Here is a 25,068-nt window from a genome sequence, read left to right as displayed (position 1 = left end):
CTTTTCAATATATCTGCAAATCTGAATCTTTTTTATTTATTCCGGTATTTTCTACTTCTCCGAATTTCTGATTTTACTTTCTTACCGGTCTATCTATGGTTAAGGCTTTCAACATAGGAACTTTCATCTGCCATACCACTGATATATTGAATTAAATTTTCTATCGTGTCCATTGGAGTAAGCCTCCTTCCTTTCTAAAAACTCTTTTGTTATTTGTTGATTGTATAATACCATTCCGCTCTTATTTTGTCAATACTTTTTTGCTTTTTATTTTTTATTTTTATATTATTATAATTTTATTTATTTATTTTAAAAATATTCAGACTTTTTACGTTTCTACTATTTGACAGAACAAACACTATTCTTTATAATAAAAAACGTCACTTTATCATAGTAATTCAGAAAAATTTGCGAGGTGTATTATGAACAAACAAATCGAACACGAACAAACATTTACAACTAAAACTCTTGTACGTATCGGATTAATGACCGCACTCTTATGTATTGTTTCTCCATTTGCTTTTCCGATTCCTTTTAGTCCAGTTCCAATTTCTTTTGCAACTTTTATTCTTTACCTTGGAACATATACACTAGGGAAAAAATACGGAACAATCAGTTGCCTAATCTATTTATTACTAGGCATTATCGGTCTTCCTGTTTTCTCTGGATTTTCAGGTGGAATTGGAAAACTCGCCGGACCAACAGGAGGTTATTTAATCGGCTATCTTTTATTAGCATTTATTGGAGGATGGTTTGTTGAAAATTATGATGGACATGTATTTCCATCTGCAATTGGATTAATTCTCGGAACTACACTCACATATACTTTTGGAACGATTTGGTTATCCCAACAATTGTCTCTTTCTTTTTCACAAGGATTAGCAATCGGTGTTTTACCATACCTCTTAGGTGATTCAATAAAAATAATTGCAGCCTTAATTATCGGACCTATTCTCAAAAATAGACTGCAACATATTAGATAACAAATAGACAGGCATTACAACCTTAATTAATTATAATGCCTGTCTATTTTTCTGTTGTATCCACTGGTTTGTTCTCCTTCCCTTTTAATAGTTTCTCTAAAGGAAACAGTCTATGGAATAAAAAAGGAATTTACTCTTCCTACTTGAAAATGTACTTCTTCGTCTTCTGGGTATTCTTTAAAATCTATCTCACCACTTTCCTTACAAATTTTCTATTTCCTTTTCAGTTAACTTCCTTTTCTTTGTTTGTATATTAACACCCAATCATTCATTTGTCAATATATTTCTTTGTTTATTTTTTATTTTCCATTTTTTATTTGTATTTATTATTTTTATTAGATTATTTTTGTACTGCCACCAAAAAATCGGTAAATATGGCGTTTCACCCTATTTACCGATTTTCTACATTTTAACCTTTATAGTAATTTATCAAACAACCCTTTAAAATAATTTCTCTCTCGTTGTCTGTTAGTTCTCCTAAAGTCAATTCTAATTCTTTCCATTCTTCTCCTACAACATACGCTTTGACAATGTTGTGTTTCTCTTCGATTGCCTTACAAATTTGTGGGAAGAAAATATAATCACCATTTCTAAAACTCAATTCCGTATCTTTTTCATCTGTTAAAAGAGGAAGCATTCCCCAATTGATAAGATTTGAACGGTACCTCTTTGTAGCATATTCATTTGCAATATTTGCCCAACCACCTAAAACTTTTTGGCAAGAGGCTGCTTGTTCACGCGCAGATCCATCTCCAGGCTTTACAGCAAAAATTGTACTTCCAATACCAATTGTCATCTTATCCAACTCAGGATTTTTTTCAAAAATTTTATCCATCACTGGTTTTAATTCTTCCAACTCTTCAAGCGGGCATCTTCCTTCTTCAATCGCTTTTTGGGCTTTTTGCACTTCTTTCGCTCGTCCAACATAAGCAGGATCTTTTCTTGAAAGGGCAAATTCAGCAAGTCCCAATGGATTTGAACGATACGAAGACGTTTCTCCCGATGGAATTAACTCATCTGTTGTAGTAACCGGATCATGAATTTCCGAAACAACTTTTATCACTAAATTCTCAGGTAATGCGGACATTTTTGGCCAATCTTTAATATTTGGTCCAAATTTAATTTTCACAGATGGATCAGCCTCTCCTTTGCTATCAAATACACGATTTGCATAAATAGAAGAATCAAAATGATATTTCGGTGTCTGATATTCTCTATCAACTACTTCGGTTGCTGGAGTTAAATATCCTTTGTTAAGTGCTGTTGCTGCAATAGAGCGAGCATCCATAAGTGCTACCGATGAAATTTGTCCACTTTGTAATTTAGATCCCTCACGGTTAGGGAAATTTCTTGTTGAATGTCTTATACTAAAAGCATTATTTGCCGGCGTATCTCCTGCACCAAAGCATGGACCACAAAATGCTGTTTTCATAATTGCTCCCGCTGCCAACAAATCTGCTGCCGCCCCATTTTTTACCAATTCCATATAAATTGGTGTACTTGCTGGATATACACTAAACGTAAATTCATCTGCACCAATATTGTGTCCCTTCATAATATGAGCAGCTTCACAAATATTTTCAAAACCACCACCTGCACACCCTGCAATAATTCCTTGCTCTACATACAATTTCCCATTCCGTATTTTATCTTGTAAAGAATATTCTACGGCACCATCCAAACTTACAAGCGCTTTTTGTTCTACATCATGTAAAATGTCTTTTAAGTTCGCATTTACTTCATCAATGGTATAAACATTACTTGGGTGAAACGGCATTGCAATCATTGGTTTTATTTTACTTAAATCCACATAAACCATACCATCGTAATAGGCAACCTCACCTGGATTCAATTCTTTAAATTCTTCCCCACGTCCATGTGTTTCATAAAATTCTCTGATTATATCATCCGTTTTCCAAATAGACGACAAACAAGTTGTTTCTGTTGTCATTACATCAATTCCGATTCGGAAATCTGCACTCAGCTGATCAACCCCCGGACCAACAAATTCCATAACTTTATTATTTACATATCCATTAGCAAATGTTGCCCCAATGATAGCTAACGCAACATCTTGAGGGCCAACTCCTGGTTGTACTTTACCATCTAAATAAATTCCAATAACTTCTGGCATCTTAATGTCATATGTTTTATTCAACAACTGCTTTACAAGTTCAGGTCCTCCTTCACCCATAGCCATTGTCCCTAATGCACCATAGCGTGTATGGCTATCTGAACCAAGAATCATTTTCCCACCACCAGAAAGCATTTCTCTTGCAAATTGATGGATAACCGCCTGATGAGGAGGAACGTATATCCCACCATATTTTTTTGCACAGGTCAGACCAAACATATGATCATCTTCATTAATTGTGCCACCTACCGCACAAAGGCTGTTATGACAATTCGTTAATACATATGGAACAGGAAATTTCTCAAGTCCGGATGCTCTTGCAGTCTGAATAATTCCTACAAATGTAATATCATGAGAAGTTAATTTATCAAATTTAATCTTCAAATATTCCATATTAGAAGAAGTATTATGTTGTTTCAAAATATTATATGCAATTGTATTTTTACGAGCTTCTTCTTTTCCTATCTGCGCCTCTTCTGAGATTTGATTCCCATTTAGCAGATACATACCTTGTGGATATAATTTTACCATTTCTTTTCCTCCTTTGTATTCGTTAATACTGTTCTTTGCAATGATTTCAAATGATTAGAAACCATAAGTGCAATTTTAAATGTCAATGCATCATCAAAAATGCGCACATCTAATCCTGTTTTTTTCTGTATTTTTTCTAAGCGATATACGAGTGTATTTCTGTGTAAAAATAATTGTCTTGCTGTCTCTGATATATTTAAATTATTTTCAAAAAATTTATGAACTGTTGTCAATGTTTCTTCATCAAACTCCATCTCTTTTCCCTCGAAAATCTCTGTAAGAAACATATCGCAAAGCGAAATCGGAAGTTGATGAATTAAACGTCCTATTCCTAATTGATTATATGCAAGTATATTCTTTTCTTCATAAAAAATTCTTCCCACATCCAATGCCATTCCAGCTTCTTTATATGATTTGGACACATCTTTTATCTCATCTACAATAGTTCCATACCCAATTCGAACATTTACCATTGCCTCTGTATTTAAAATATCTACAATATCTTTCGCAATTTTATTAAGTTCTAAATATCCTTCTCTTTCTTCTAACATTTTTACTAAAATAATATGTCCTTCATCCACTGCCGTAACAAAATCTTTTGTACTTGTTTCATAAAGACCTTTCATCACTTCTAAAATCAGGTTATCTTTTGGATTTTTGGGTTCTATTACAACAACTGCTCGTCGTGCCTCTATAGGAATATGCATTTTTTTCGCACGATTATAGACATCGATAAGAAGCAGATTATCTAATAAAAGATTTTGGATAAAATGATTACGATTCATCTTTTCCTGATATAACTGAAGATACCCTTCTAACTGCTTTACCCCTAAACGCCCCGCCATTTTCATCTCCTCTGACGTTGAATGCAAAGTAAGAATATATATTAATTCTTCCTCTAAATAAACACAAAAAAAACTAACGTTATTTTCTTCCCATTCTTCCTCCTGTGGCATCTTTTGTATAAAAACAGATAGTCCCTCTTCTACTTCTTTTGAATAAGCAAGACAATTTCCATACACATTCCACACCGAACATTCTGTTCCTGTTATGTTTTGAATATCACAAACCGTCTTTTTTAATATCTGTACCGGTAACACCCTGACACACCCTTTCTTCCGTTATGAAAAAGACGGAGTTATAAAAACTCCGTCTTTTATCTCTGTTGGAGAAATATCTTTTACAGTCTTTTTAATAATTCTTCTCGTTCTTTCTCAAAGCCCGGCTTTCCAAGTAAAGCAAACATATTTCTCTTATAACTCTCTACTCCCGGTTGATCAAATGGATTCACCCCTGAAATGTAACCGCTAACACCGCAAGCAAATTCAAAGAAGTAGAACAATTGACCTAAGTAGTATTCATTTTGTTCTGGAATATTTACCATAAGGTTTGGCACATTACCGTCTGTATGTGCTAAAATTGTTCCATTCATTGCACTCTTATTAATAAAATCTACTGTTTTTCCTGCAAGATAATTCAACCCATCTAAATCAACAGGTTCTTCTTTTAAAACAATTTCTTCTACAGATTTTTCTACATTTAACACAGTTTCAAACATAATGCGACTTCCATCTTGAATAAACTGTCCCATAGAATGTAAATCTGTTGTTAAATCTACAGATGCAGGGAAAATTCCTTTCTGGTCTTTCCCTTCACTTTCTCCATACAATTGTTTCCACCATTCAGATACATAATGAAGGCTTGGTTCATAATTAGCCAATACCTCAACAGCTTTCCCTTTACGATGTAAAATATTACGAACAGCTGCATATTTAAGAGCATCATTTTCTGCAAAATCACTTTCAAGTGCAAGTCTTCTTCCTTCTTGTGCACCTTCCATTAATTTTGTAATATCTGCACCACTTACTGCAATTGGAAGTAAACCAACTGCTGTAAGCACTGAAAAACGTCCTCCTACATCATCTGGTACAACAAAACTTTCATATCCTTCTTCTGTTGCAAGATTTTTGAGTGCTCCTTTTGCCTTGTCTGTTGTTGCGTAAATTCTCTTTCCTGCTTCTTCTTTTCCGTATTTTTTCTCTAATAATTCTTTAAATACACGGAATGCAATAGCAGGTTCTGTAGTTGTTCCAGACTTAGAAATCATGTTAATAGAAAAGTCACGATCACCGATAACATCAATTAAATGTTTTATATATGTACTGCTAATATTATTTCCAACATAATAAATCTCAGGTGTCTTTCTTACTTCTTTTGACACCATATTATAAAAACTATGTCTCAAAAATTCGATTGCTGCTCTTGCTCCTAGATATGAACCACCGATTCCAATTACAAGTAGCACTTCTGAATCGTTTTGAATCTTCTCTGCCGCCTTCTGAATGCGTTCAAATTCTTCTTTGTCATAATCTACTGGCAAATCAATCCAACCCAAAAAATCATTTCCAGCACCTTCTCTACTTACAAGAAGTTCTCTTGCATCTGAAACTAATTTTCCCATATATTCTACTTCATGTTCTTTTATAAAAGCACTTGCTTTTGAATAGTCAAATGTCACTTTATTGTTCATGATTCTCAATCCTCTCTCTGAAAAATACTATATAAGTGTATTTTATCAAATTAATTCTTGTTTATCAAGCCAAAAACTCCTCTAAAATTTCCCGAAGTATCACTTCCTGAGGAACTTTCTTTTCTTCTTTTTCTTCTTCCACTTCTTCTGCTAGAACCTTTTCTACTTCTTCCATTTTGATTTCTTCTTTTTCCTCTTCTACTTCTTCATTTTCGTCTATTTCTTCAGGAGTTTTCATCATCTCTTCCATTTTCTGCAACTGCAAAGCCTGTTGTTTTTGATAACGAGGAGCACATATGTTTTGTAAATAATCTACCATGTATACTTGAATTGTATCCATCTGATGATTTTCGTCCGTAGAAATGTATGCAAGGAATAATACAACCATTCCCACTCCTGCTAACATAGTGTATCGAAATATTATTTCTGTATCGCTTCCAAATCGATAGTTCAAAAAAGCACCCACACATCCAACAACTCCGCAAAACCATACGGACTGTTTCTCCAAATATCTCCATGTATGTAAATGTAATCCACATACACAGTATTCAAAAATATATTTTTCCACAAATGCATGTATGTTTTCCACTTTTTCGCTAACCATAATAGTATGTTCGAATTTTGCTTTTACAAGTTTCATTAGTTTATGTGTGCTTTTCCCCATTTCACTTGACGCCTTCACAAGTTTTCTTAAAGTGACTGCGGTTATGATCTTTCCTAGTATTCCAATAGCAATAATTACGCCCATTATCCAAAGTATGACATTTGTTTCCACAATTTTTTTTAACATATAAAAGCCCTCCTTCTTTTATCTAGCGCTATTATAGCGTAAATAAAAAAATTTGGGCGAAGTTTCGTTTTACAATTTTCTACATAAAATGTCGTTTCAACTTACCTATTGCAAAGTTCTTTTTAACTTAACTTTTTCATCAAACCACGTATAAGCCTTACAGAATGTACAATTGCCAATCTTTCAAACTCTGGATAATCCATCACTGCACTGTTGTCAGCTTTGTCCGAAATTGCTCGAATAATGACACACGAAATTTTATTTAAATATGCCGCATGAGCAATAGCCGCACCTTCCATCTCTGTACACATCGCCTGGAAGTTTGATACAATTCGTTCTTTCACTTCTGCAGAAGAAACAAATTGATCCCCACTTACAATTCTTCCTGTAAAAGTATGAATATCTGGATTTTCTTCTTCATTAACTTCTTTCGCTAACTCTACTAATTTTTTATCAGAAGGGAAGGAAAAAGTATCCATTCTTGGTATCTGACCAATAGGATCTCCAAAAATGCTTGCATCCATATCATGTTGTACAGCATCCGTTGAAATAACCATATCACCTATGTCAATTCTAGCATCTAAAGATCCTGCTATACCTGTATTGATTAATGTATCAACTTGAAATACGTCTATTAAAATCTGTGCACAAAGAGCCGCATTAACTTTCCCAATTCCACTTTTTACAATGACAACCTCTTGTCCACACAATTCTCCTTTGTAAAACACCATGCCCGCTTTTTCTATAATTTCATCCACTTTCATTTCTTCTTGTAAAAGAGAGACTTCCTCTTGCATTGCACCTATAATTCCAATCATAATCTATTCTCCTCTTAAGTAAATTCTTTTTCTTTTTAGTATAACAGAATTTTTATTTCTTACCTAGTTTTTTTTTAACACCTTTGTTATAATAGCAAAAGCAAAGGAGGTTATTACTATGGAATATAAACCACATGGCGTCTGTTCACAGAAAATTACATTTACAATTCAAGAGAATGCCGTTCATGCTGTTCAATTTACTGGGGGTTGCTCTGGAAATTTGCAGGGCATTGCGAAATTGATTGAAGGAATGGATGTAAATGAAGCTATTTCTCGCATTGAAGGAATCAAATGCGGTTTCAAATCTACATCTTGTCCGGATCAACTTGCACAAGCTTTAAAGGAAGCAACAGGACGTTAATCAAAAAAACTATTGGCAGTTTCTTTGTCGATAGTTTTTATTTATATATAGACAGAGTTGTTTTGTCTCAACTCCATAGAAATGATATAGTTTGTTTTGAAATATTAATTCTTCCATTAATATTTTACAGATTTGTTCTTCCAGAGGGACTACTGCAACCATTGCAGGATTCCGGTAGTTTAGTGTAAAGACATGAGATAGAAAACTACTTGAATCTTCGTTAACAGTTTCTCTTCCGCAACTGCTGCAATGGTTGCAGCAGTCCCCCTGAATTGAAAACTAGTCTACATAAATTGCATTCGTATTAGAATCTCCCACATCTGAATTTGCAGAATGGACACTTCGTACCCGATAATAATATCCTCTTGGAACTTTCAGAATCTTTGACGATGTAATAGAATGGGTATTTTTATCACTCGCACGCCAAGATGTATAACTTACCCACTTTCCCTTTACTTCACGTTCTATCATCACACTCACTTTAATATCAGCAACTGTCTTTTGGGCAATGGTTGTTCCCGTTACTTTAATTTTTCCTTTCCCAATTTTACCAAGACTCGAAATACCTTTTTGTAAATACTGTCCTCTAGGTTCTATAATCCCCTCACTTAAAGTATTCTCCTCTGCAACTGACATATTTGGGACAGTTGTAATTGCCTGCACTTCTTCCACTGTTCCACTTGTAACAGCAAAAGAAAATAATAACGCCATTGCTGTTATTACGATTTTCTTTTTCATTTCTTCTCCTCCTTGTGTTGTCCTACACTATATATACAATCCAAGAAGGAAAATCTGACGCCATTTTTTAAAAAAAGTGTAAATTTTTAATAATTTTTTCAAATTCCATCTGATTCATAATTGCTACAAGGAAATATTTACTTTTTTTATAAGTGAACTGTGCTGTATATTCTTTCTCTCCCGTATCTAAAACTTTATATTCTTTAATTACCACTCTTGTCTTAGGTAATGACATAATATACTCCCGTTGAAATTCATCTGAGATTTCTATACCTGTTGAACTTTCCACATAGCGTGATACAATTTGAAGACTCATCACTTTATTATCAACTGAATAACAGAGTATCGCTTCTTGTATCTCCTGATCCACTATTGCATTTAAAAATTGTGTATTCTGTGGTCTATACACCATTCGTATCGGTTCTTCACCTAATATCTGTTTTATTTTTTCCAAAGCTTGCTCCTCTGTAATTTCACCTACTACTTTAGCATCTCCAGACTCAATATATGTTTTCTCCTCTCCCCCAAAATTTTTTTCAAAAATATCTACAAAAAATCGTTTTCCACCTACACTTGTTATGCCAATTCCAACAACAAGAGCGAATGTAGCCGCCATACCTACTAATCGCTGTATTCTTTTTCTTCTTTGTTTTACACTTTCTCTTTTCTTCCGTATTTCTCTTCCAATACGCAGCGCTTCCTGATCCTCTTCGGGTAAAGATTTCCTTAACTGTTCTTCTTCATACTCCTTGATTTTCTTCATCAAGGAAATATGTGCTCTTTCAGGCATTTCTTCTTCTTGTAGTTCTGGCTGATTTTCTATAATTGCTCTTATGGCATCCGCTTCTTTTTGTAATTCTTCATCAGAATATTTTTCAATTGGATCTTCTTTTTTATTCATATATTACCTCATCTTCTATTGTCTATTTTTCATTTCCCTTGACCTTTTTTTGAAATCTGTTTAATATAAATCTTATATATTATATTTCGGAGGGAAATTTATGAAACGAATTATACTTACTGGGGGAGGTACTGCCGGACACGTTACCCCCAACATTGCTTTGCTACCACGTTTAAAAGAGTTAAATTATGATATTGATTATATTGGCTCTTACAACGGCATCGAGAAAGAGTTGATTGAACAATTAGATGTCAATTATCATGGTATATCGTCCGGAAAACTACGTCGTTATTTTAGTTTAAAAAACTTTTCAGATCCTTTTCGTATTTTAAAAGGATTACATGAAGCAAATAAATTAATGACATCTTTAAAACCAGATGTCGTCTTTTCTAAAGGAGGGTTTGTATCTGTTCCCGTTGTTTTAGCCGCAAAACGTCATCATATTCCAGTCATTATTCATGAATCAGATATGACTCCAGGACTAGCAAATAAACTTTCAATCCCTTCCGCAACAAAAGTATGTTGCAACTTTCCTGAAACATTAAAATATTTACCGGAAGAAAAAGCAATTCTTACCGGATCTCCTATTCGACAAGAACTTTTATTAGGGGATAGAAAAAACGCATTAGAATTTTGTGGTCTTACAGAGGATAAACCTATTATCTTAATTATCGGTGGAAGTTTAGGATCCGCTGTAGTAAACGATGCAATTCGTGCTATTTTACCTGAACTTTTACAAAACTTCCAAGTCATTCATCTTTGTGGAAAAAACAAAGTAGATTCATCCTTTAATCATTTAAAAGGCTATGTTCAATTTGAATATGTTCAAAATGAATTAAAAGATATTTTCGCCTTAACAGATATTGTTATCTCTCGTGCAGGTGCTAATGCTATTTGCGAACTTCTTGCCCTTCGCAAACCGAATTTATTAATTCCTCTATCTGCCAACGCAAGTCGTGGAGATCAAATTTTAAATGCACGTTCTTTTGAACGACAAGGTTTTAGTATTGTAATTGAAGAAGAAGATTTAAGTAACGAAAAACTTCTAGCTTCAATCCACAGTTTATATGATAACCGTGATTCTTACACCAATGCTATGAGCAAATCTTTACAACAAAATTCGATTGATACTATCATTAACTTAATCGAAGATGCTACTCTATAAAGATTGAAAAAAATAGAATGTGCGATGCACATTCTATTTTTAAGTCAATGCACTTCTTTCTTATTCAAAAATTTTCTCGTATTGTTCTCTATAATTGCGTTTGATCCATTGTCTTGCTCTATAAATAATCGCATAGATAACATCTTTACTTACGTCCAATTCATCTGCTATTTCTGTAGATGTTTTTCCTAAGCAATAAATACCACTGACTACTTCATACCATCTTTCATTTTCTTTATGCAATTCAAGAAAGATTTCCTTACTTAAAACACCAAAATCTTTCTTACGTTCTTGTTCTATCATGTCATATTCTACGCTATCAGTTAACAACTCTTCCACGTCTTGTAAATACTCTATACTCCGCATTTCTGCATTGCTTTTATGAATCCAATTTAATGACCTATTCTTTGTAACAGTAAGCAACCAATTTTCTGCTTTACCTTCATCTATTTCCTCAATTTTTACATATAACTCCATAAAAATTTCTTGCGTAATCTCTTCTGCAATTTCCCGTCTTTTGGTGTAATACAATGCTGTTCGAAATACCTTGTTTCTATTTCTTCCATATATACTGTCGAATTTTATATTGCCGGTAAATTCCATTTCTACACTTTCCATCTCATTCATTCTTTTATCTTTCCCTGTTTGTACTATGATTTATCGAAGTTTTGAGAGAATCTCCTCTTTTACTTCCTCACTCAATGTACCTGGCTTCCACTGAATTCCCACATCATCTCCCTCATATCGTGGAATTAAGTGTAAATGAAAATGATGTACCGTCTGTCCTGCTACTTCTCCATTATTCTGCACAAGATTATATCCATCACAATGCAATATTTCTTTCATTTTAGAAACAACTTCCTTTGCAACAGGCAATACCTTGGCTGCCAACTCGTCATCCAATTCAAAAAGATTTGCATAATGCTCCTTTGGCAAAATTAACGCATGTCCTTTAGAAGCAGGTGACAAATCCAAAATCACTCGAAAATCTTCATCTTCATATACAGTTGCAGATGGAATTTCACCATTAGCTATTTTACAAAATATACAATTATTCTCTTTCATTTTATTTCCTCTTTTCTTTTTCTATGATTTATTTGTCGAAATTTGTTCTATCTTTTTTATTGAATCCATCCTATTGCAATGTTAAACTTTTTGCAGGAGGATATAGATATGTTCACATTAGACGATGAAAAACAATTACACCAATTGATGAATGAAAATTCCGACAATTATGTACTACTTCAAAAATTATTGGATTTTCAACAACTTACCATAAGCAAAATTAGCCACGAAATAAGAAATCCTCTTACCCTTATTTCAAGCAACTTACAATTAATTCAAAAGCAACATCCTGAGGTCCTTCAATTCACTCATTGGAATCAAATGCTACAAGATCTTGCTTTTACCAAAACATTGTTAGAAGAATTGTCATCCTATAACAATGGTTCTCGTTTACATAAAACTATAATTCACTCTTCCGATTTTTTCAAAAAACTGATTTTATCTTTTGCAACAACATTAACTGATACTTCTATTGAACTAACAGCAAAAATCGAGCCAAACCTTCCATACATATTCGGCGATTCTATAAAACTACAAGAAGTATTTCTCAATTTATTGGCAAATGCCCATGATGCTGTAAATTCTACTGGGAAAATCTTCTTTTCCGCTCAACATAAAGATAATTCCATTCTTTTACTTATAAAAGACAATGGTTGTGGAATCTCCAAAAATCATCTTTCTGAGATTTTCACACCTTTTACCACATACAAAAAAAATGGTACAGGACTTGGACTTGCGATTGTCAAAACAGTTATAGAAGCCCATGGTGGAACAATTTCTGTCCAATCAATTCCACATCGTAGTACTTCTTTCACTCTTACTCTTCCTGTATAAAATAAATGCAAGCAAAATTCCTGCTACTAACCCTCCAATATGAGCCATATTATCCACACCGGTACTTGTAAAACCATGGTACAAACTACAAACAACCATAAATACCATTCCTCTTCCATTTAACGTTTTTAAATGTCCATGATTTTGGGCAATAATAATAAGCAATGCTCCTATAATTCCAAAAATTGCTCCTGAAGCACCTGCAGATACAACAAATTTCCCTGTCCTTAAATCCATCATTGCCGATAAAATATTCCCTGCCACACCACTCAAAAAATATAGCAAAAGATATTTAAAACTACCTAGTTCTTCTTCCAATATACTTCCAAGGAAAAATAGCATAATCATATTATTCATCAAATGTGGAAAACCAAAATGTAAAAATATGCTGGTTATTAATCGGTAGTATTCCTGATTACCAAACGCAAACGGAACAAACATCGCACCATGTTTTAGCATATAACTAGCATCCTCAGTCATTCCATAAAAGGATAGCCATATAAATACAAGAACATTTATTCCGATTATACCAATTGTTATGATTGGCTTTTTCTTCATTGGCATTCTATTCCTCCTTCTACCAATTAAAATCATCTATTTTCTATTTTAAATTTTATATATATTATAGCCTTTCTCACCTATTTACACAACTAGATTTTTCATCTGTACTTCCACACCACTTCATCATTTTATCCATTTTATGAATCATTTTCCCACTCTCCCCATTTTCCCACTCTATTTTTACCTATTTTTTCTTTCCACTGTCTCCACCTTTTTCCTAAAATATTCTCTTGTTTTTCTTCTTCTTCATCAAAATCAATCCAATCATCCTCACACTCTTCTTCTATTACTTGCTCTGTTCTAATTTCATTTTCACTTGTTGCCAATGCCTGTCCAATAATTTTCTCCAAACTATAATTTTCTTCCATAGTTGCCTTATGTAATTCATAAGCAAGTAAAATGGCCGATTGTTCCTTATGGTTGATTTTACTAACAAAATATTCTGTGAGACAATGAAACCGATAACAAAACTTTTCTTCTTCTATTGGTAAATAACAAAAGTAGTAGTTTCCCTCTTCATAGAAAATGTATTCTGGTTCTAGTAAAATACAATTTACATTTAAGAGATAATTTTCTATTTGACTAAGAAGTTTTAAAAATTGCTGTAAAAACTTTTCTAACTCCCGCTTTTCAATTGACATTTTTTCATAAATGGATTTCATGCAAACTTTTCCACTAATCTCATAATTATACTGACTATTTCCATCTATTCCTTGTCCACTAACCTGTAAAAGTCCTTCAATTTTATTCTCCTGCATCATTTTCATTTGATAATCTTCTTCATAAAATTCTGGCCTTTCTAAAATCAAATACATATGATTCCAATCTTGTTTGTATTTACTTTCCATAAATTTTCCTTTTCTTTCTTATATATTTTTCTGGTGTTTTAATTTCTTTTTCTTGATGGACTTTTAAAATGACTTTTCTTTTTTTTACAGTTGCATCTACTGATAAAATATTATTTTTACACTGCACTGTTACTTTTGGTTTAGAAAAAAAAATCATTTTCCCTCTCACACGGTCTCGAAAAAATTTACTCATTTTCTCTTCTATATTTTCTTCATTCCATTTCATCTTTTGACTTCCAACAATTGTCGTTTCATACCCAGCACCAAGAAGTATATTTTTATCATGGAAATAAAATAACATGTATACTCCTAATATAAAACTCAAAAAAATCACTGGCAAAATATATGCTGCTTCAACCATAAGACTTCCTTTCATCATTTTCATATATACATCACTCCTATATAGCATATGGTCAAAAAGGGAACAAATGGTATTGTTTTGTCTTTATATCCTCCTTTCCCTATAAAAAAGAATAAAGAAAAAATTCCAACTACCACAAACGCAAATGTAACTACCCAAATGGTAATAAAAAATCCTGCATAACTTCCAAGTAAGCAAATCAGCAAACTATCTCCGTATCCTAATGACTCATTTGTCACTTTACTAATAACAAGGCATATTCCACCAATTCCAATTCCTCCAATCACATCTAATAACATTCTATTCCTGCAAACCATATAAGAAAAAAGAACTCCGATTGCTCCCATCCCCAATAACCATATCGGTATTTTTTTTACACGCAAATCCCACAAAGAACAAACACAAAGGAATATTATCGCCCACATTTTGAACATGCCCCTTTCCCAAATGCCTCTGAAATAGGTATTGCATATACTTTTCTCTTTAATCCACTACATCCAATAGATTTATGATATCGATTTCCATGATTCGTTATATATACATTCAATCCTGCTTTTCTTCCACATTTTTCACAACTTTTGTATTTTTCACCATTTTTGTTTCGCAACTTTGTCACATCCTTTTTTTCAACCATATGTATGGACAAATCTAAATATGTACATTGACTACTTTTATGATAAACCATACCGGTTTCCGTAATATAAACAACATCTTCTTTATCTTGACTAAAAAATCCTTTCTCATATCCTGTCCAACCTTTTAAATTAAACTCTTCCTTGCAAGATAATGATAGTTTTCCAAACGTATAAATAGGTAATTTTACTTTATATTCTACACACATTTGAACAATTTTGCTTTTCCTTGAAATGCATGTCTTACTTAAATCTAACCCTCTTTTTCCTTCAACGATTATGCTTCGATCTAACCTTTGGCTTCCGATATGATTTACTATTTTTTCTTCCAATTCTTTACTAGAAACAAAAGCTTTCCCATAAGTTTCTGCTGCTACTTCTCTTCCAACTTCATCTAGAGCTGACCGTATGGTCAACTGGATAGATGCAATTTCTAAAAGATAACATAAACAACAAATTGCCAAAAAGAACAATGGAAGAACCAATACAGTTTCTACCGTAATACTTCCTTGAAAAGAGGTGAATAGGGATGCCCTCTCTATCTGTTTTGGGAAATATGATGTTATGGTTTGTGTCTTAGTAGAGTCTTCCTCCTTCCTTACGTTATTTATTTTTTCTTTTTTTAATATGTTTTGGGAATTTATAAATAGAAAGGACATCCTTATTCACCTCTTCTTTCTTTATTGATATCCATATAGAACTGGGAATCTATAGGTGATTTTTTCTCGAATTGTACAAATACTTTTTATTTCCAATTTACTTATACAAGAATCAACTCTAAAAAATTCTCCTCTTTTTTGTCGCATATTCATCTCAATAACATCGAGCCCTCTCATAGTAACCTCTTTTTCCTTTTGTAAAAAAAGTAACATACGCAAATATTCTCGATATGATAATCCACGCTCACTTTTTTTGACATTGATCTCTTCTTTTCCTAACTTTAATAGCGATGATAATTGCAATTTCCAATTTTCTTTATTTTTTAGTACTTCAACTTTCTCTCCTGATAACAAAGCACGAACCTCCATAATACTCTCTCCAAACGCCCATGCAAATAAGATTGCCTGTTTAATCACACCAATCAATGCTGGAAGTGCAATTACTCCTGCTAAAGTGGCTGCCATTGTCTCTGCTTCTGCCTTTTTCACACTATCACTTAAAAGGAACCCATAATTAACCGGGAAACGCATTCCAACAAGTTTTGTTACAACTATATCTAGATTCTCCTTGTCACTTTTTTTCCCTCCAATTACATATTCTAATTCGTAAGATAATTTCTTTTTTTCATCCGGATTATCTATTGCAGAAAATTTTTCCAATAAATATGATGTAAAATATAACTTAGCCATTGTGTCACTTTTTACTTTTTGGGTCTTAAAAGTTCCTCTACCCTTGCGCAATTTCCTATTGGAAGGTACTTCTTTTAATGAAATCATTTTTTCTGATATGTTCAATTCTTTTGGAACAACCAAAGAAAGTATTCCTTTTTCTTTGATTACTGAAAATAATTCCAATGGATTATCTTCAGTCGGAAGCTCTTGCTCAGCTTCCGCTAAAGATTGGTTTAAACTTCCAGTCACCTCTTTTCCTTCTTCTTCATATTTTCCTTTTTCTTTTTCTTGATCCACCCATTTCGTGGTTACTCCAGAAAATTCTTCCATATAATCTGCACCATTTTTCTGTCTCATATATTGAATTACCTGTTCCCGAAAAGCTCTCCCGAAATCGTCACTTAAAAATTGTATTTTTTCTATTTTATATGTTCCTTTTCCTGCACCATAAAATTTAAGTCTATCCACCAATTTTTTCTCTGTAAAAGAATTACTCTCATAAGTACCATCTAGCGCAAATATATCGTATTCTTTTAATAAATCTTTCTGATATTCTGCAAAAACAGACTCGATTGCTCTATTCACATCTGCTCTTCTTTTGTTTTTTGTTACTTGCACAGTTGCACTTTCAATAATTGTGGCTGTTAAAGATAAAAACAAAAGAAATAAAATACTTAAAAAAGCCGTAAGCTCACCTTTTTTCATCTTCCTTTCCTCTATATACCAGAACTCTCACTTGTAATTTTTTCAAAAATAGATTGAACAATTTCTGTTAACTGCGTTTTAAAGATAATAACAAGTCCAATTAGTACTACAAGAATCAATATCACTTCCACCACACCAATTCCTTTATCATTTTTTAACGTATTCCAAAATAATCTTATTCTATTCATATGTTTCCCTCCTAAATAGATATGGATAGAAATGCAGGTACAATCACAATAGCCAATACAACCACTAACATCATACTCATTGGCAATAACAATTTTGTTCCTGCTATTTCTCCGTATTGTTTCGCTCTTTGTTTTCTTGTTTCTAATGCTTCTTTTGCTTCTTTTTCCAACAATTCCGTCAGACCTTTTGAACCTTTTCGTACATTTTGAGATAAAATGGTACCCAACTTCATATAAGAAGAATTTCCACACCTCTTCCCAAAACGCTCATAGCATTCTGCTTCTGTTACTCCTCCTTTCATTTCTCGCATGGTGCAATACATTTCTTCATATGCAAAACGAACTTCTTGCTTCTTCCGTTTCTCATACTGAAATATCATTTTCTGCCACGCATTTTTTATTGTCATACCAGCCCCAATAAGCAATGCTAGCTGACTAACAATTTCTGGGTAATCAACTGTCATCTGCTCTTTTCTCTTTGTTTCTTCTTTCTTTTTTCCCTCCCTTTCTCTAGTATAAATTGCAACCGTACAAGTTCCTCCAAGTAATAATATGTAAAGAAATTTATACTCCATTTCTTTCTGCCATATAATTTTTTCCCCTCTCACTTTCTCTGGAAGAAGCATCTTATTGTCATTTTTACTTCTTCTATCTGAAGAATGTACTTTATTTTGAATTTCCATTAATACTTGTTCTTTTTTACTCAAAGTTTTTGGATAAACCATAACATTCATAATATATATACATTCTTCTTCTCCATAAGAAAGACAACCTCTTATTTCTACTTTTTCTCCTTTGGAAGAAAGATTTTTCTCCTGAATTTCACCTTGTGCATTTATAATTTTGTTCTTATCTGTTTCCCAAGCAATTTCAATTGGAGAATCCGGTATCTTTGTAATAAAATTCAAATTCGTTTCCACATGGTCTGCACTTTTATTCTTTGCCAAAACAATTTTTTCTAATTTATCCATTGTTTGTTTAAAAACTTTCCGAATTTCAGAAACAGTATATTCTTCTTCTCCAACTTCAATTTCTACTGGTTCCTTTTTCAGTATATTTTCTACGGTCACCCTATAGTGTTCTTGCTTCTCGCCTCTTCCTTGTCCATTTCTTTGTACACTACTTACATACAAACAATTCGTTTCTACAATCAAACAAATCACAGTACAAACAAGAGTTAAACCACCTGCCAAAAACATTTTCTTCTTTGTTTTTCTTTCCACACTACACCTCTATTTCCAATATTTTCCTACCCCATTGATACGCTATAAAATACACTAGCAAACAAACTGTCATTACAATTTTCCCAACTATACTTCCATAAAGAGTAGACAGAAATTCTGGAAAACTCACTTTCAAATAAACAATAATTCCCATCGGTATTGTCGCCATAATTTTAAATTCCATTTGTTTTGCTACAATAAGCGTATATATTTCTTGTTGTACTTCTATTTTCATGCAAATAGTTTCAATCGTTTGCTTTAGAACCGCAATCATATCTCCACCACTTCGTTTAATCGTAGAAAGTATCGTAACAAAATTTGTCACCTCAGCAACCTCTACCCTATCTGCAAAGGTTTTCCATGCCTGTTCTACTGGAATATTCATTTCCAACTGTCTAATAAGATACGAAAATTCCTTCGTAATAAATGCCTCTTTTCCATACAATGTAGTCATCTCTTTTTGTACCTCTCTCACTGCATTTTCAATGGAATACCCTACATTTAATACTGTTAATAATGATTGCAAGGCTTCTTTAAATTGTTTTTGGAAATTTTCTTTTCTCTTATCTGCATAATCTTTTTTCCATCTCCGATAGTAAAAGAATACAAGTGGAAATAAAACAATATAACTTATCCATGAATGATAAAATAAATATGTCAAACCCCCAACTCCACCAATTCCTTTAAACACCGCAAAAATCTTATCTCGTCTCCGTATATCCCGCTGCCAATAGTTTTCTTCTATTTTCCATTTCATTAATTTTCACCCATTCCCCCTCCACTCTTTCTCCTCTTTGTTCTGTTTCTTGAAATTGATACAACATATTTAATTGGACTCCTTCGCTATTGCAACCTATAATTTCTTCTATAGAAATTAATTTTCTACTCTTATCTCGAAATCGTCCAAGATGAATTAATATATCTACACCTGATGCAATTTGCCTTTGAATTGCCTGTAAAGGCAAATCCATTCCCATAAGTACCATAGTCTCTAATCTTGTTATCATATCTTTTGAACTATTCGCATGTCCGGTACTAAGAGAACCATCATGTCCTGTATTCATTGCTTGAAGCATATCAATTACTTCTGCACCTCTCACTTCACCTACCACAATTCTGTCTGGACGCATCCGCAGTGCTGTTTTAATCAAGTCACGAATACTAATTTCTCCTGTTCCTTCTACATTCGCCATTCTCGCCTCTAAACTCACGAGATTGGGAAGTTCTTTAATTTGCAATTCAGCATTGTCTTCAATTGTAATAACTCTTTCATCTTTGGGTATATATTGCGATAATGCATTTAGAAATGTGGTTTTACCCGTTCCTGTTCCACCACTAATAAAAATGTTATATTTTGATTTAATTAAGATTTGTAAAAATGAAATGATTTCTTGATTTACAGCTCCCCATTGACACAACTTCTCTAATGTAATACTTTCTTTCGGGAATTTACGAATGGTAACGATTGGACCATTTAATGCAATTGGATATAAAACTACGTTCACTCTTGATCCGTCAGAAAGTCTTGTGTCCACGATTGGAGTAGCTTCATTTACAATACGATTTGTTTCTGCAACGATTTGCTGAATAACATCTTCCAATTTTTTCTTTGAAAGAAATCGTTTATCACTAAGAATAATTTTTCCATTTCTTTCAATAAAAATATTTTGGTTTCCATTGATCATAATCTCTGTAATTGTTTCATCTTCAATTAAGTTTTGTAAAATATCTAGTTTTCGAAAAGCATTAAACAGTTCTTTTCCTATCTCCACTTTATTCTGTAAAGAAAGATATTGTTTTTCTCCATATTCGCCCAAAACTTGATAGATCACCTCTGTTAATTCTTCATCATCTATCTCCTCAGATAAATCAATTCTTTCCAATATCTTCCCATGAAACTGCTCTGCTTGAATCACATTGTCTTTCCTCCTTTTTTAATAAATCCCTCACATAGTTTTCTAAATCTTCGGTTATTTCCAACTGCACAATCTTGTTTAACACTTCTTTATATCCAAGAAGATCTGCATTTTTCTCAAATTGTGTCACTTTCGCCAATGACTCCTTCTGTCGAATAATAGGCATATAAATTTTCTGACACATCCCTAATAATCCCCACAGTCCTTGTATACATTCTCCAAAATCAATAATAATTTTCTTGTATAATCTTAACTGTAGCAATTGTTTAAATAATGTTTTCCACTCTTCATATGTAACGGCTTTCAAATCTTCACTTATTTTCATGGGAGCTATATATTCTAACTGTTCTATTTTCTCTGTAATCACATTTATTTTCGTACGAATCTTACTATTTTCTTGTCTTGTATAATAAAGTAAATCCGCAAGTGTCTGAGAAGATTTCATACAGAATCTTTCTTCCCAACCAGAATATTCTTCCATATTCAAATACAGCACTCTTTCCTTCTTCGCTAAGGCTTTCCCTAAAGCAATGGCAAAAGCAGTTTTCCCTACTCGATGAATAGGCGAATATATTCCTATGAGGGTACATTCTTTATATCTACTTTGCTTAAGAAGTTCTTTATCTTCCTCTCCCATATAAATATTTAGCAAATCTGACAGTATCTGATCGGCTGACTGGTATTTGTAAATTCCCTCCTCTTTCTCGATGTTATCTCTTGTCTGTGTCAAATAAATTATTCTTTTCGCTATATTTGGTCGTACCTTCCCATAGCATTTTTCTTCTAAAAGCAATATTTCGATCGGAAATACACTTTCTATTTCTTCAATCTGCTCTGGCAAGGAACAAACATATACTGGAAAATTGATTTTCTTTCCCAAAATAAATGATAGTTTCTCTGCATAAACGGCCTCACTGTCGCAAATTACAAAACAGCTTCTCTCCACAATCTCCTCCTTATTTCATATTCAATTTTTTTGTTGGATTTCTTGTCCGAATGGACTGACTATAATAGAATCTATGTGATTTATGAATTGTATTATAAAACTATTTTTCTCCCTTGTCCATAGTTAAAAATAACTTTGTAAAACTTTGTAAAAATCTTACAAAATTTGACACACCAATATGCCATAAAGTAAAGCCACTCCAGGTACTCCTAAAACACCTGACACAAGAGCAGATAACGGATTGATTCCCACTGCTATTTCTATTTGTTTGTAAGAGAGATATTGATTGATAAAAAAAATCAGACCAATACCCACTATTACCCGGATGATAAAATCAATAAAAAAAGTGGTGTGTTCTTTTTCCATCTTCCATTCCCCCCTCACCTTATATCTATACAAAACTTTAGTATTTTATTCCTCTTTTTATAAAGTGTAGATATTTTCTCATCCGTGTATGAAACCCCTTACTTGTGACTATACTAGAATTAGGAACAATAAGTTATTATGGGAAAGAGAGGATTATATGAAACTATTTCCAAAAAATCGAAAAGAAAAAATTGTTTATACTAAACAAACAAACTCTCCTATACAAGATGCCGTCTTACTGAAAGAAATTGAAAAAGTCAAATCTGACATGGATAACGCTTATGAAAATTTCCAAAATGTATTGGATCCAGACTTGATTGACTGCTATATTTTTGAAAGCAATGCCGCTTTAAAACGGTATCATTTTCTTTTAAAGCAAGCAAAAAAAATTGTTTAAAAAACAGAATGTGCAACCTGCACATTCTGTTCTACTTTATAATTCTATCTCTAATTTTCTTCCTGTACGATGATATTGATGATAACGAACTCCCGCACAATCCATCATTCTCTTTGATGCAATCACTGATGGAGTATCTGCATATTTATCACTGTCATAAACAATTTCTTTAATTCCTGCTTGAATAATCGCTTTTGCACATTCATTGCATGGAAAAAGAGAAACATACAGTTTTGCTCCTGCAAGACTTCCACCACTATAATTCAAAATGGCATTCAACTCACTATGTACCGTATACACATATTTTGTTTCCAATGGTTCTTCACCATCTCTATTCCATGGAAATTCATCATCTGAGCAGCCTTTTGGCAATCCATTGTAACCCATTGAAAGAATTTTATTATCCTGACTTACAATGCAACATCCCACTTGCGTGCTTGGATCTTTCGAACGCAATCCTGATAACATCGCAACTCCCATGAAATATTCATCCCAGGAAATATAATCTCTTCTTTTTTCGCTCATGTTTTCACCTTCTGTGTTATTTTGTACCGAATATACGATCTCCTGCATCACCTAATCCTGGTACAATATATCCATGCTCATTTAATTTTTTATCTAAAGCCCCAATATAAATATCTACATCTGGATGCGCTTTTTTCATACGTTCCACACCTTCAGGTGCTGCAATAATACATAAGAAACGAATATTTTTTACACCTTTATCTTTCAACATTTGAATTGCTGCTACACTTGAACCACCTGTTGCTAACATTGGATCAACGACAAATACATCTCTCTCTTCACAATCTGCAGGCAATTTACAATAATATTCCACTGGTTCTAATGTATCTGGGTCACGATACAAACCAATATGACCAACTTTTGCCGCTGGAATCATTGCTAACATTCCTTCTACCATACCAAGTCCTGCTCTTAAAATAGGCACAACTGCCAATTTTTTCCCTGCAAGTTCTTTTTCAACTGTTTCACAAATTGGAGTCTGAATTGTTACGTCTTGCAACTTCAAATCTCTTGTTGCTTCATAGCAGATTAACATTGCAATCTCGCTAATCATTTCTCTAAAGTCTTTTGAACCTAAATCTTCTCTTCTAATATAACTAATTTTATGACGGATCAACGGATGTTCCATTACATGTACTTTTGCCATAATTTTTCTCACTTTCTTATTTCTTTGCTTCTTCATTTAATTTTTCTGCAAGTTTCTTTATCATTTCTTTTAATATTTCAAAAGATTTCCCATATTCCACCAATGGCTGTCCATAGGCTGATGGAATTTCTTTATCAATCTCTACATATTCACTTAATGTATAAACATGTTTCACATATTCATAATCCGTGACTATTTTCCACTTCTGATTTTCCTCAAGAGTTAAAACAAGAGTATCTTCATCTAAATCATCTTCGCTAAAAGCAACCGTCTCATGACCTTCAAGAGTCATTTGATGGCTTTTCATAATTGCTTCCGCCTTTTGATTGGCTGGCTCTGGAAATAAAACAATCATTCCCCTTGATTCTATCTCGTATTCTTGAATCAAATCTTGGTTTCGCAATAATTCTGCAGCCATTGGACCTCTACTATTGTCGCTTTTGCTGACGAATACAACTCTTCTGAATTTTTGCTTAGACGCAATCTCATGAGCATCAATAATTTGATGCCCTGCTGCTTTCTCTAAGCGATTCATAATCGCACTACCAATTCCATCAACTGAGAAAGACTCACTGTAAATACAATCTACATTTTCGTCATCAAACTCTCTTAACACTTTATAGAGATTTTTGGCAATAGAACTTTGATTTTCTCTTGTTCCTATAGTTTTAATCAAACCTGTAGTATATCTAGATACTGTCTCAGTACTAGCAATAACACCTACTTTTTTCCCTTTCTTTGTCTTTTCATAAGCAAGTTGTTTAATTGCGTTCACTTCATCTTTCAACGTTCCCTGCACAATCTTCAACTGTGCTTTTGGAGCATAATGACGATACTTCATTCCTGGTGCTTTTGGAGCCTCATCTGTCTCCTCTCCAAGAAGTGTCTTATCTATCTGCACTTCCCCAATGACTTCTTCTACCATTTTCTTCGTAACTGCTCCTGGTCTTAAAATCATTGGTGGTTCTGTTGTCATATCTACAATTGTTGACTCTACACCGATATCCACACTTCCACCATCTAAAATCATATCGATTCGCCCACTCATGTCTTCCTCAACATGTTTCGCTGTTGTTGGGCTAGGGCGCCCTGAAGTATTCGCACTTGGTGCAGAAATATATCCGCCTCCTTCGAGAATTAACTCTCTAGCAATACTATCATCTGGCATACGAACAGCAACTGTATCTAATCCTCCTGTTGTTCCATATGGTACAAGATCTGATTTTTCAAAAATCATGGTAAGTGGTCCTGGCCAAAATGCTTCAGCTAAATCCATTGCCTTTTTAGAAATATTCTGCACAATTCTGTTCAAATCTCCAAAATCAGCAATGTGAATAATCAGCGGGTTATCCGAAGGTCTACCTTTCGCCTCATATGTTTTCTTTGCTGCTTCCTCATCAAGTGCATTCGCACCAAGCCCATATACTGTTTCCGTTGGAAACGCAACTAATCCCCCTTCTCTTATAATTCTACCTGCCTGCTCTATAACTTCTTTCTCTATTTGGTTTTTGTCTACTTTTCTTATTATTGTTTCCATAACGTTTATTATACCATTATTATAACGAAAAAAAAA

The 25,068-nt window shown here is 33.4% G+C and carries 29 protein-coding genes; 5 read left to right on the top strand and 24 right to left on the bottom strand.

Annotated features, from left to right (window positions below):
* Positions 1-422 precede the first annotated feature (422 nt).
* Complete coding sequence (locus ACY2U7_RS01110) at positions 423-983, top strand: biotin transporter BioY (protein ID WP_461812459.1); 561 nt, start codon at positions 423-425, stop codon at positions 981-983.
* Positions 984-1,392: 409 nt separating this feature from the next.
* Here ACY2U7_RS01110 and ACY2U7_RS01105 read toward each other — a convergent pair whose 3' ends face one another.
* The 5 genes from ACY2U7_RS01105 to ACY2U7_RS01085 form a co-directional block, all read right to left on the bottom strand.
* The gene (locus ACY2U7_RS01105) at positions 1,393-3,648 is read right to left on the bottom strand and encodes a hydratase (protein WP_461815701.1); all 2,256 of its coding nucleotides are present in this window, start codon (positions 3,646-3,648) and stop codon (positions 1,393-1,395) included.
* On the bottom strand, positions 3,642-4,748 hold the full coding sequence (locus ACY2U7_RS01100; protein ID WP_461812457.1) for a PucR family transcriptional regulator: 1,107 nt from the start codon (positions 4,746-4,748) through the stop codon (positions 3,642-3,644). Before ACY2U7_RS01100 ends, ACY2U7_RS01105 begins: the two co-directional genes overlap by 7 nt.
* Positions 4,749-4,828: 80 nt before the next feature.
* Complete coding sequence (locus ACY2U7_RS01095) at positions 4,829-6,178, bottom strand: glucose-6-phosphate isomerase (RefSeq protein WP_461812456.1); 1,350 nt, start codon at positions 6,176-6,178, stop codon at positions 4,829-4,831.
* Positions 6,179-6,242: 64 nt separating this feature from the next.
* Positions 6,243-6,968, bottom strand: coding sequence for a hypothetical protein (locus tag ACY2U7_RS01090; RefSeq protein ID WP_461812455.1), 726 nt, complete (start codon positions 6,966-6,968; stop codon positions 6,243-6,245).
* A gap of 122 nt (positions 6,969-7,090) precedes the next feature.
* Positions 7,091-7,786, bottom strand: coding sequence for a 5'-methylthioadenosine/adenosylhomocysteine nucleosidase (locus ACY2U7_RS01085; protein WP_461815700.1), 696 nt, complete (start codon positions 7,784-7,786; stop codon positions 7,091-7,093).
* 118 nt (positions 7,787-7,904) lie between these two features.
* Between ACY2U7_RS01085 and ACY2U7_RS01080 the strand changes: the two genes are divergently transcribed.
* Positions 7,905-8,147, top strand: coding sequence for a TIGR03905 family TSCPD domain-containing protein (locus ACY2U7_RS01080; RefSeq protein WP_461815699.1), 243 nt, complete (start codon positions 7,905-7,907; stop codon positions 8,145-8,147).
* Between the two features lie 279 nt (positions 8,148-8,426).
* Here the strand turns inward: ACY2U7_RS01080 and ACY2U7_RS01075 are convergent, their stop codons facing one another.
* Together ACY2U7_RS01075 and ACY2U7_RS01070 are read right to left on the bottom strand one after the other, a co-directional pair.
* Positions 8,427-8,885 carry a DUF6147 family protein gene (locus ACY2U7_RS01075; RefSeq protein ID WP_461815698.1) on the bottom strand — a complete coding sequence of 153 codons (459 nt, stop codon included), beginning with the start codon at positions 8,883-8,885 and terminating at the stop codon, positions 8,427-8,429.
* Between the two features lie 67 nt (positions 8,886-8,952).
* On the bottom strand, positions 8,953-9,786 hold the full coding sequence (locus tag ACY2U7_RS01070; RefSeq protein ID WP_461815697.1) for a hypothetical protein: 834 nt from the start codon (positions 9,784-9,786) through the stop codon (positions 8,953-8,955).
* A gap of 100 nt (positions 9,787-9,886) precedes the next feature.
* Between ACY2U7_RS01070 and murG the strand changes: the two genes are divergently transcribed.
* Positions 9,887-10,951: an undecaprenyldiphospho-muramoylpentapeptide beta-N-acetylglucosaminyltransferase gene (murG, locus tag ACY2U7_RS01065; RefSeq protein ID WP_461815696.1), complete on the top strand. Its 1,065-nt coding sequence runs from the start codon at positions 9,887-9,889 to the stop codon at positions 10,949-10,951.
* 60 nt (positions 10,952-11,011) lie between these two features.
* Here murG and ACY2U7_RS01060 read toward each other — a convergent pair whose 3' ends face one another.
* Together ACY2U7_RS01060 and ACY2U7_RS01055 are read right to left on the bottom strand one after the other, a co-directional pair.
* Positions 11,012-11,578: an RNA polymerase sigma factor gene (locus tag ACY2U7_RS01060; RefSeq protein ID WP_461811600.1), complete on the bottom strand. Its 567-nt coding sequence runs from the start codon at positions 11,576-11,578 to the stop codon at positions 11,012-11,014.
* Positions 11,579-11,608: 30 nt separating this feature from the next.
* The gene (locus tag ACY2U7_RS01055; RefSeq protein WP_461811601.1) at positions 11,609-12,016 is read right to left on the bottom strand and encodes an HIT family protein; all 408 of its coding nucleotides are present in this window, start codon (positions 12,014-12,016) and stop codon (positions 11,609-11,611) included.
* Between the two features lie 108 nt (positions 12,017-12,124).
* Between ACY2U7_RS01055 and ACY2U7_RS01050 the strand changes: the two genes are divergently transcribed.
* Positions 12,125-12,850, top strand: coding sequence for a sensor histidine kinase (locus ACY2U7_RS01050; protein ID WP_461815695.1), 726 nt, complete (start codon positions 12,125-12,127; stop codon positions 12,848-12,850).
* On the opposite strand, the gene ACY2U7_RS01045 is transcribed toward ACY2U7_RS01050, so the two are convergent.
* From ACY2U7_RS01045 to ACY2U7_RS00990, 12 genes are all read right to left on the bottom strand, one after another.
* Complete coding sequence (locus ACY2U7_RS01045) at positions 12,803-13,414, bottom strand: rhomboid family intramembrane serine protease (RefSeq protein WP_461815694.1); 612 nt, start codon at positions 13,412-13,414, stop codon at positions 12,803-12,805. The genes ACY2U7_RS01050 and ACY2U7_RS01045 overlap by 48 nt on opposite strands.
* Before the next feature lie 134 nt (positions 13,415-13,548).
* Positions 13,549-14,259 carry a DUF6382 domain-containing protein gene (locus tag ACY2U7_RS01040; RefSeq protein ID WP_461815693.1) on the bottom strand — a complete coding sequence of 237 codons (711 nt, stop codon included), beginning with the start codon at positions 14,257-14,259 and terminating at the stop codon, positions 13,549-13,551.
* A complete protein-coding gene (locus ACY2U7_RS01035) occupies positions 14,249-14,644 on the bottom strand; it encodes a TadE family protein (RefSeq protein WP_461811605.1) in 396 nt (131 codons plus the stop codon). Before ACY2U7_RS01035 ends, ACY2U7_RS01040 begins: the two co-directional genes overlap by 11 nt.
* Positions 14,641-15,045, bottom strand: a complete 405-nt coding sequence (locus ACY2U7_RS01030; protein ID WP_461811606.1) for a prepilin peptidase — start codon at positions 15,043-15,045, stop codon at positions 14,641-14,643. Before ACY2U7_RS01030 ends, ACY2U7_RS01035 begins: the two co-directional genes overlap by 4 nt.
* Positions 15,033-15,737, bottom strand: coding sequence for a pilus assembly protein (locus ACY2U7_RS01025; protein ID WP_461815692.1), 705 nt, complete (start codon positions 15,735-15,737; stop codon positions 15,033-15,035). The genes ACY2U7_RS01030 and ACY2U7_RS01025 overlap by 13 nt, the downstream gene beginning before the upstream one ends.
* Positions 15,738-15,932: 195 nt before the next feature.
* Positions 15,933-17,288 carry a DUF5702 domain-containing protein gene (locus tag ACY2U7_RS01020; protein ID WP_461815691.1) on the bottom strand — a complete coding sequence of 452 codons (1,356 nt, stop codon included), beginning with the start codon at positions 17,286-17,288 and terminating at the stop codon, positions 15,933-15,935.
* 11 nt (positions 17,289-17,299) lie between these two features.
* Entirely contained in the window at positions 17,300-17,476 is a 177-nt protein-coding gene (locus tag ACY2U7_RS01015; protein WP_461811609.1) for a Flp1 family type IVb pilin, read from the bottom strand.
* Between the two features lie 11 nt (positions 17,477-17,487).
* Positions 17,488-18,699: a type II secretion system F family protein gene (locus tag ACY2U7_RS01010; protein ID WP_461815690.1), complete on the bottom strand. Its 1,212-nt coding sequence runs from the start codon at positions 18,697-18,699 to the stop codon at positions 17,488-17,490.
* Between the two features lies 1 nt (position 18,700).
* Entirely contained in the window at positions 18,701-19,456 is a 756-nt protein-coding gene (locus ACY2U7_RS01005; protein WP_461811611.1) for a type II secretion system F family protein, read from the bottom strand.
* The gene (locus ACY2U7_RS01000; RefSeq protein ID WP_461811612.1) at positions 19,401-20,615 is read right to left on the bottom strand and encodes a TadA family conjugal transfer-associated ATPase; all 1,215 of its coding nucleotides are present in this window, start codon (positions 20,613-20,615) and stop codon (positions 19,401-19,403) included. The genes ACY2U7_RS01005 and ACY2U7_RS01000 overlap by 56 nt, the downstream gene beginning before the upstream one ends.
* Positions 20,569-21,561: a P-loop NTPase family protein gene (locus tag ACY2U7_RS00995; protein ID WP_461811613.1), complete on the bottom strand. Its 993-nt coding sequence runs from the start codon at positions 21,559-21,561 to the stop codon at positions 20,569-20,571. The genes ACY2U7_RS01000 and ACY2U7_RS00995 overlap by 47 nt, the downstream gene beginning before the upstream one ends.
* A gap of 156 nt (positions 21,562-21,717) precedes the next feature.
* Positions 21,718-21,927 (bottom strand): pro-sigmaK processing inhibitor BofA family protein, encoded by a 210-nt coding sequence (locus ACY2U7_RS00990; protein WP_461811614.1) that lies wholly within the window; start codon positions 21,925-21,927, stop codon positions 21,718-21,720.
* Between the two features lie 157 nt (positions 21,928-22,084).
* Here ACY2U7_RS00990 and ACY2U7_RS00985 point away from each other — a divergent pair, with 157 nt between their 5' ends.
* Positions 22,085-22,324, top strand: a complete 240-nt coding sequence (locus ACY2U7_RS00985; protein ID WP_461811615.1) for a YaaL family protein — start codon at positions 22,085-22,087, stop codon at positions 22,322-22,324.
* A gap of 36 nt (positions 22,325-22,360) precedes the next feature.
* Here ACY2U7_RS00985 and ACY2U7_RS00980 read toward each other — a convergent pair whose 3' ends face one another.
* The 3 genes from ACY2U7_RS00980 to ACY2U7_RS00970 are packed head-to-tail and all read right to left on the bottom strand — an operon-like array spanning position 22,361 to position 25,032.
* Positions 22,361-22,849, bottom strand: a complete 489-nt coding sequence (locus tag ACY2U7_RS00980; protein ID WP_461811616.1) for a deoxycytidylate deaminase — start codon at positions 22,847-22,849, stop codon at positions 22,361-22,363.
* A 16-nt stretch (positions 22,850-22,865) separates the two neighbouring features.
* The gene (gene upp / locus ACY2U7_RS00975; RefSeq protein ID WP_461810751.1) at positions 22,866-23,495 is read right to left on the bottom strand and encodes a uracil phosphoribosyltransferase; all 630 of its coding nucleotides are present in this window, start codon (positions 23,493-23,495) and stop codon (positions 22,866-22,868) included.
* A 16-nt stretch (positions 23,496-23,511) separates the two neighbouring features.
* On the bottom strand, positions 23,512-25,032 hold the full coding sequence (locus ACY2U7_RS00970) for an L-threonylcarbamoyladenylate synthase (protein WP_461811617.1): 1,521 nt from the start codon (positions 25,030-25,032) through the stop codon (positions 23,512-23,514).
* Positions 25,033-25,068: the final 36 nt, after the last annotated feature.

It is taken from the genome of Faecalimonas sp. (assembly GCA_029264305.1).
Taxonomy (GTDB): domain Bacteria; phylum Bacillota; class Clostridia; order Lachnospirales; family Lachnospiraceae; genus Faecalimonas.
Note: the sequence above shows the minus strand (reverse complement) of the source record. Positions and strands in the feature narration are given on the sequence as shown.

Excerpts from the sequence above, each read along its gene's own strand:
- ACY2U7_RS01110 (WP_461812459.1), top strand. The coding sequence starts at position 423 with ATGAACAAACAAATCGAACACGAACAAACATTTACAACTAAAACTCTT.
- ACY2U7_RS01105 (WP_461815701.1), bottom strand. The coding sequence starts at position 3,648 with ATGGTAAAATTATATCCACAAGGTATGTATCTGCTAAATGGGAATCAA.
- ACY2U7_RS01095 (WP_461812456.1), bottom strand. The coding sequence starts at position 6,178 with ATGAACAATAAAGTGACATTTGACTATTCAAAAGCAAGTGCTTTTATA.
- ACY2U7_RS01090 (WP_461812455.1), bottom strand. The coding sequence starts at position 6,968 with ATGTTAAAAAAAATTGTGGAAACAAATGTCATACTTTGGATAATGGGC.
- ACY2U7_RS01085 (WP_461815700.1), bottom strand. The coding sequence starts at position 7,786 with ATGATTGGAATTATAGGTGCAATGCAAGAGGAAGTCTCTCTTTTACAA.
- ACY2U7_RS01080 (WP_461815699.1), top strand. The coding sequence starts at position 7,905 with ATGGAATATAAACCACATGGCGTCTGTTCACAGAAAATTACATTTACA.
- ACY2U7_RS01075 (WP_461815698.1), bottom strand. The coding sequence starts at position 8,885 with ATGAAAAAGAAAATCGTAATAACAGCAATGGCGTTATTATTTTCTTTT.
- ACY2U7_RS01070 (WP_461815697.1), bottom strand. The coding sequence starts at position 9,786 with ATGAATAAAAAAGAAGATCCAATTGAAAAATATTCTGATGAAGAATTA.
- murG (WP_461815696.1), top strand. The coding sequence starts at position 9,887 with ATGAAACGAATTATACTTACTGGGGGAGGTACTGCCGGACACGTTACC.
- ACY2U7_RS01060 (WP_461811600.1), bottom strand. The coding sequence starts at position 11,578 with ATGAATGAGATGGAAAGTGTAGAAATGGAATTTACCGGCAATATAAAA.
- ACY2U7_RS01055 (WP_461811601.1), bottom strand. The coding sequence starts at position 12,016 with ATGAAAGAGAATAATTGTATATTTTGTAAAATAGCTAATGGTGAAATT.
- ACY2U7_RS01050 (WP_461815695.1), top strand. The coding sequence starts at position 12,125 with ATGTTCACATTAGACGATGAAAAACAATTACACCAATTGATGAATGAA.
- ACY2U7_RS01045 (WP_461815694.1), bottom strand. The coding sequence starts at position 13,414 with ATGCCAATGAAGAAAAAGCCAATCATAACAATTGGTATAATCGGAATA.
- ACY2U7_RS01040 (WP_461815693.1), bottom strand. The coding sequence starts at position 14,259 with ATGGAAAGTAAATACAAACAAGATTGGAATCATATGTATTTGATTTTA.
- ACY2U7_RS01035 (WP_461811605.1), bottom strand. The coding sequence starts at position 14,644 with ATGAAAATGATGAAAGGAAGTCTTATGGTTGAAGCAGCATATATTTTG.
- ACY2U7_RS01030 (WP_461811606.1), bottom strand. The coding sequence starts at position 15,045 with ATGTGGGCGATAATATTCCTTTGTGTTTGTTCTTTGTGGGATTTGCGT.
- ACY2U7_RS01020 (WP_461815691.1), bottom strand. The coding sequence starts at position 17,288 with ATGAAAAAAGGTGAGCTTACGGCTTTTTTAAGTATTTTATTTCTTTTG.
- ACY2U7_RS01015 (WP_461811609.1), bottom strand. The coding sequence starts at position 17,476 with ATGAATAGAATAAGATTATTTTGGAATACGTTAAAAAATGATAAAGGA.
- ACY2U7_RS01005 (WP_461811611.1), bottom strand. The coding sequence starts at position 19,456 with ATGAAATGGAAAATAGAAGAAAACTATTGGCAGCGGGATATACGGAGA.
- ACY2U7_RS00990 (WP_461811614.1), bottom strand. The coding sequence starts at position 21,927 with ATGGAAAAAGAACACACCACTTTTTTTATTGATTTTATCATCCGGGTA.
- ACY2U7_RS00985 (WP_461811615.1), top strand. The coding sequence starts at position 22,085 with ATGAAACTATTTCCAAAAAATCGAAAAGAAAAAATTGTTTATACTAAA.
- ACY2U7_RS00980 (WP_461811616.1), bottom strand. The coding sequence starts at position 22,849 with ATGAGCGAAAAAAGAAGAGATTATATTTCCTGGGATGAATATTTCATG.
- upp (WP_461810751.1), bottom strand. The coding sequence starts at position 23,495 with ATGGCAAAAGTACATGTAATGGAACATCCGTTGATCCGTCATAAAATT.
- ACY2U7_RS00970 (WP_461811617.1), bottom strand. The coding sequence starts at position 25,032 with ATGGAAACAATAATAAGAAAAGTAGACAAAAACCAAATAGAGAAAGAA.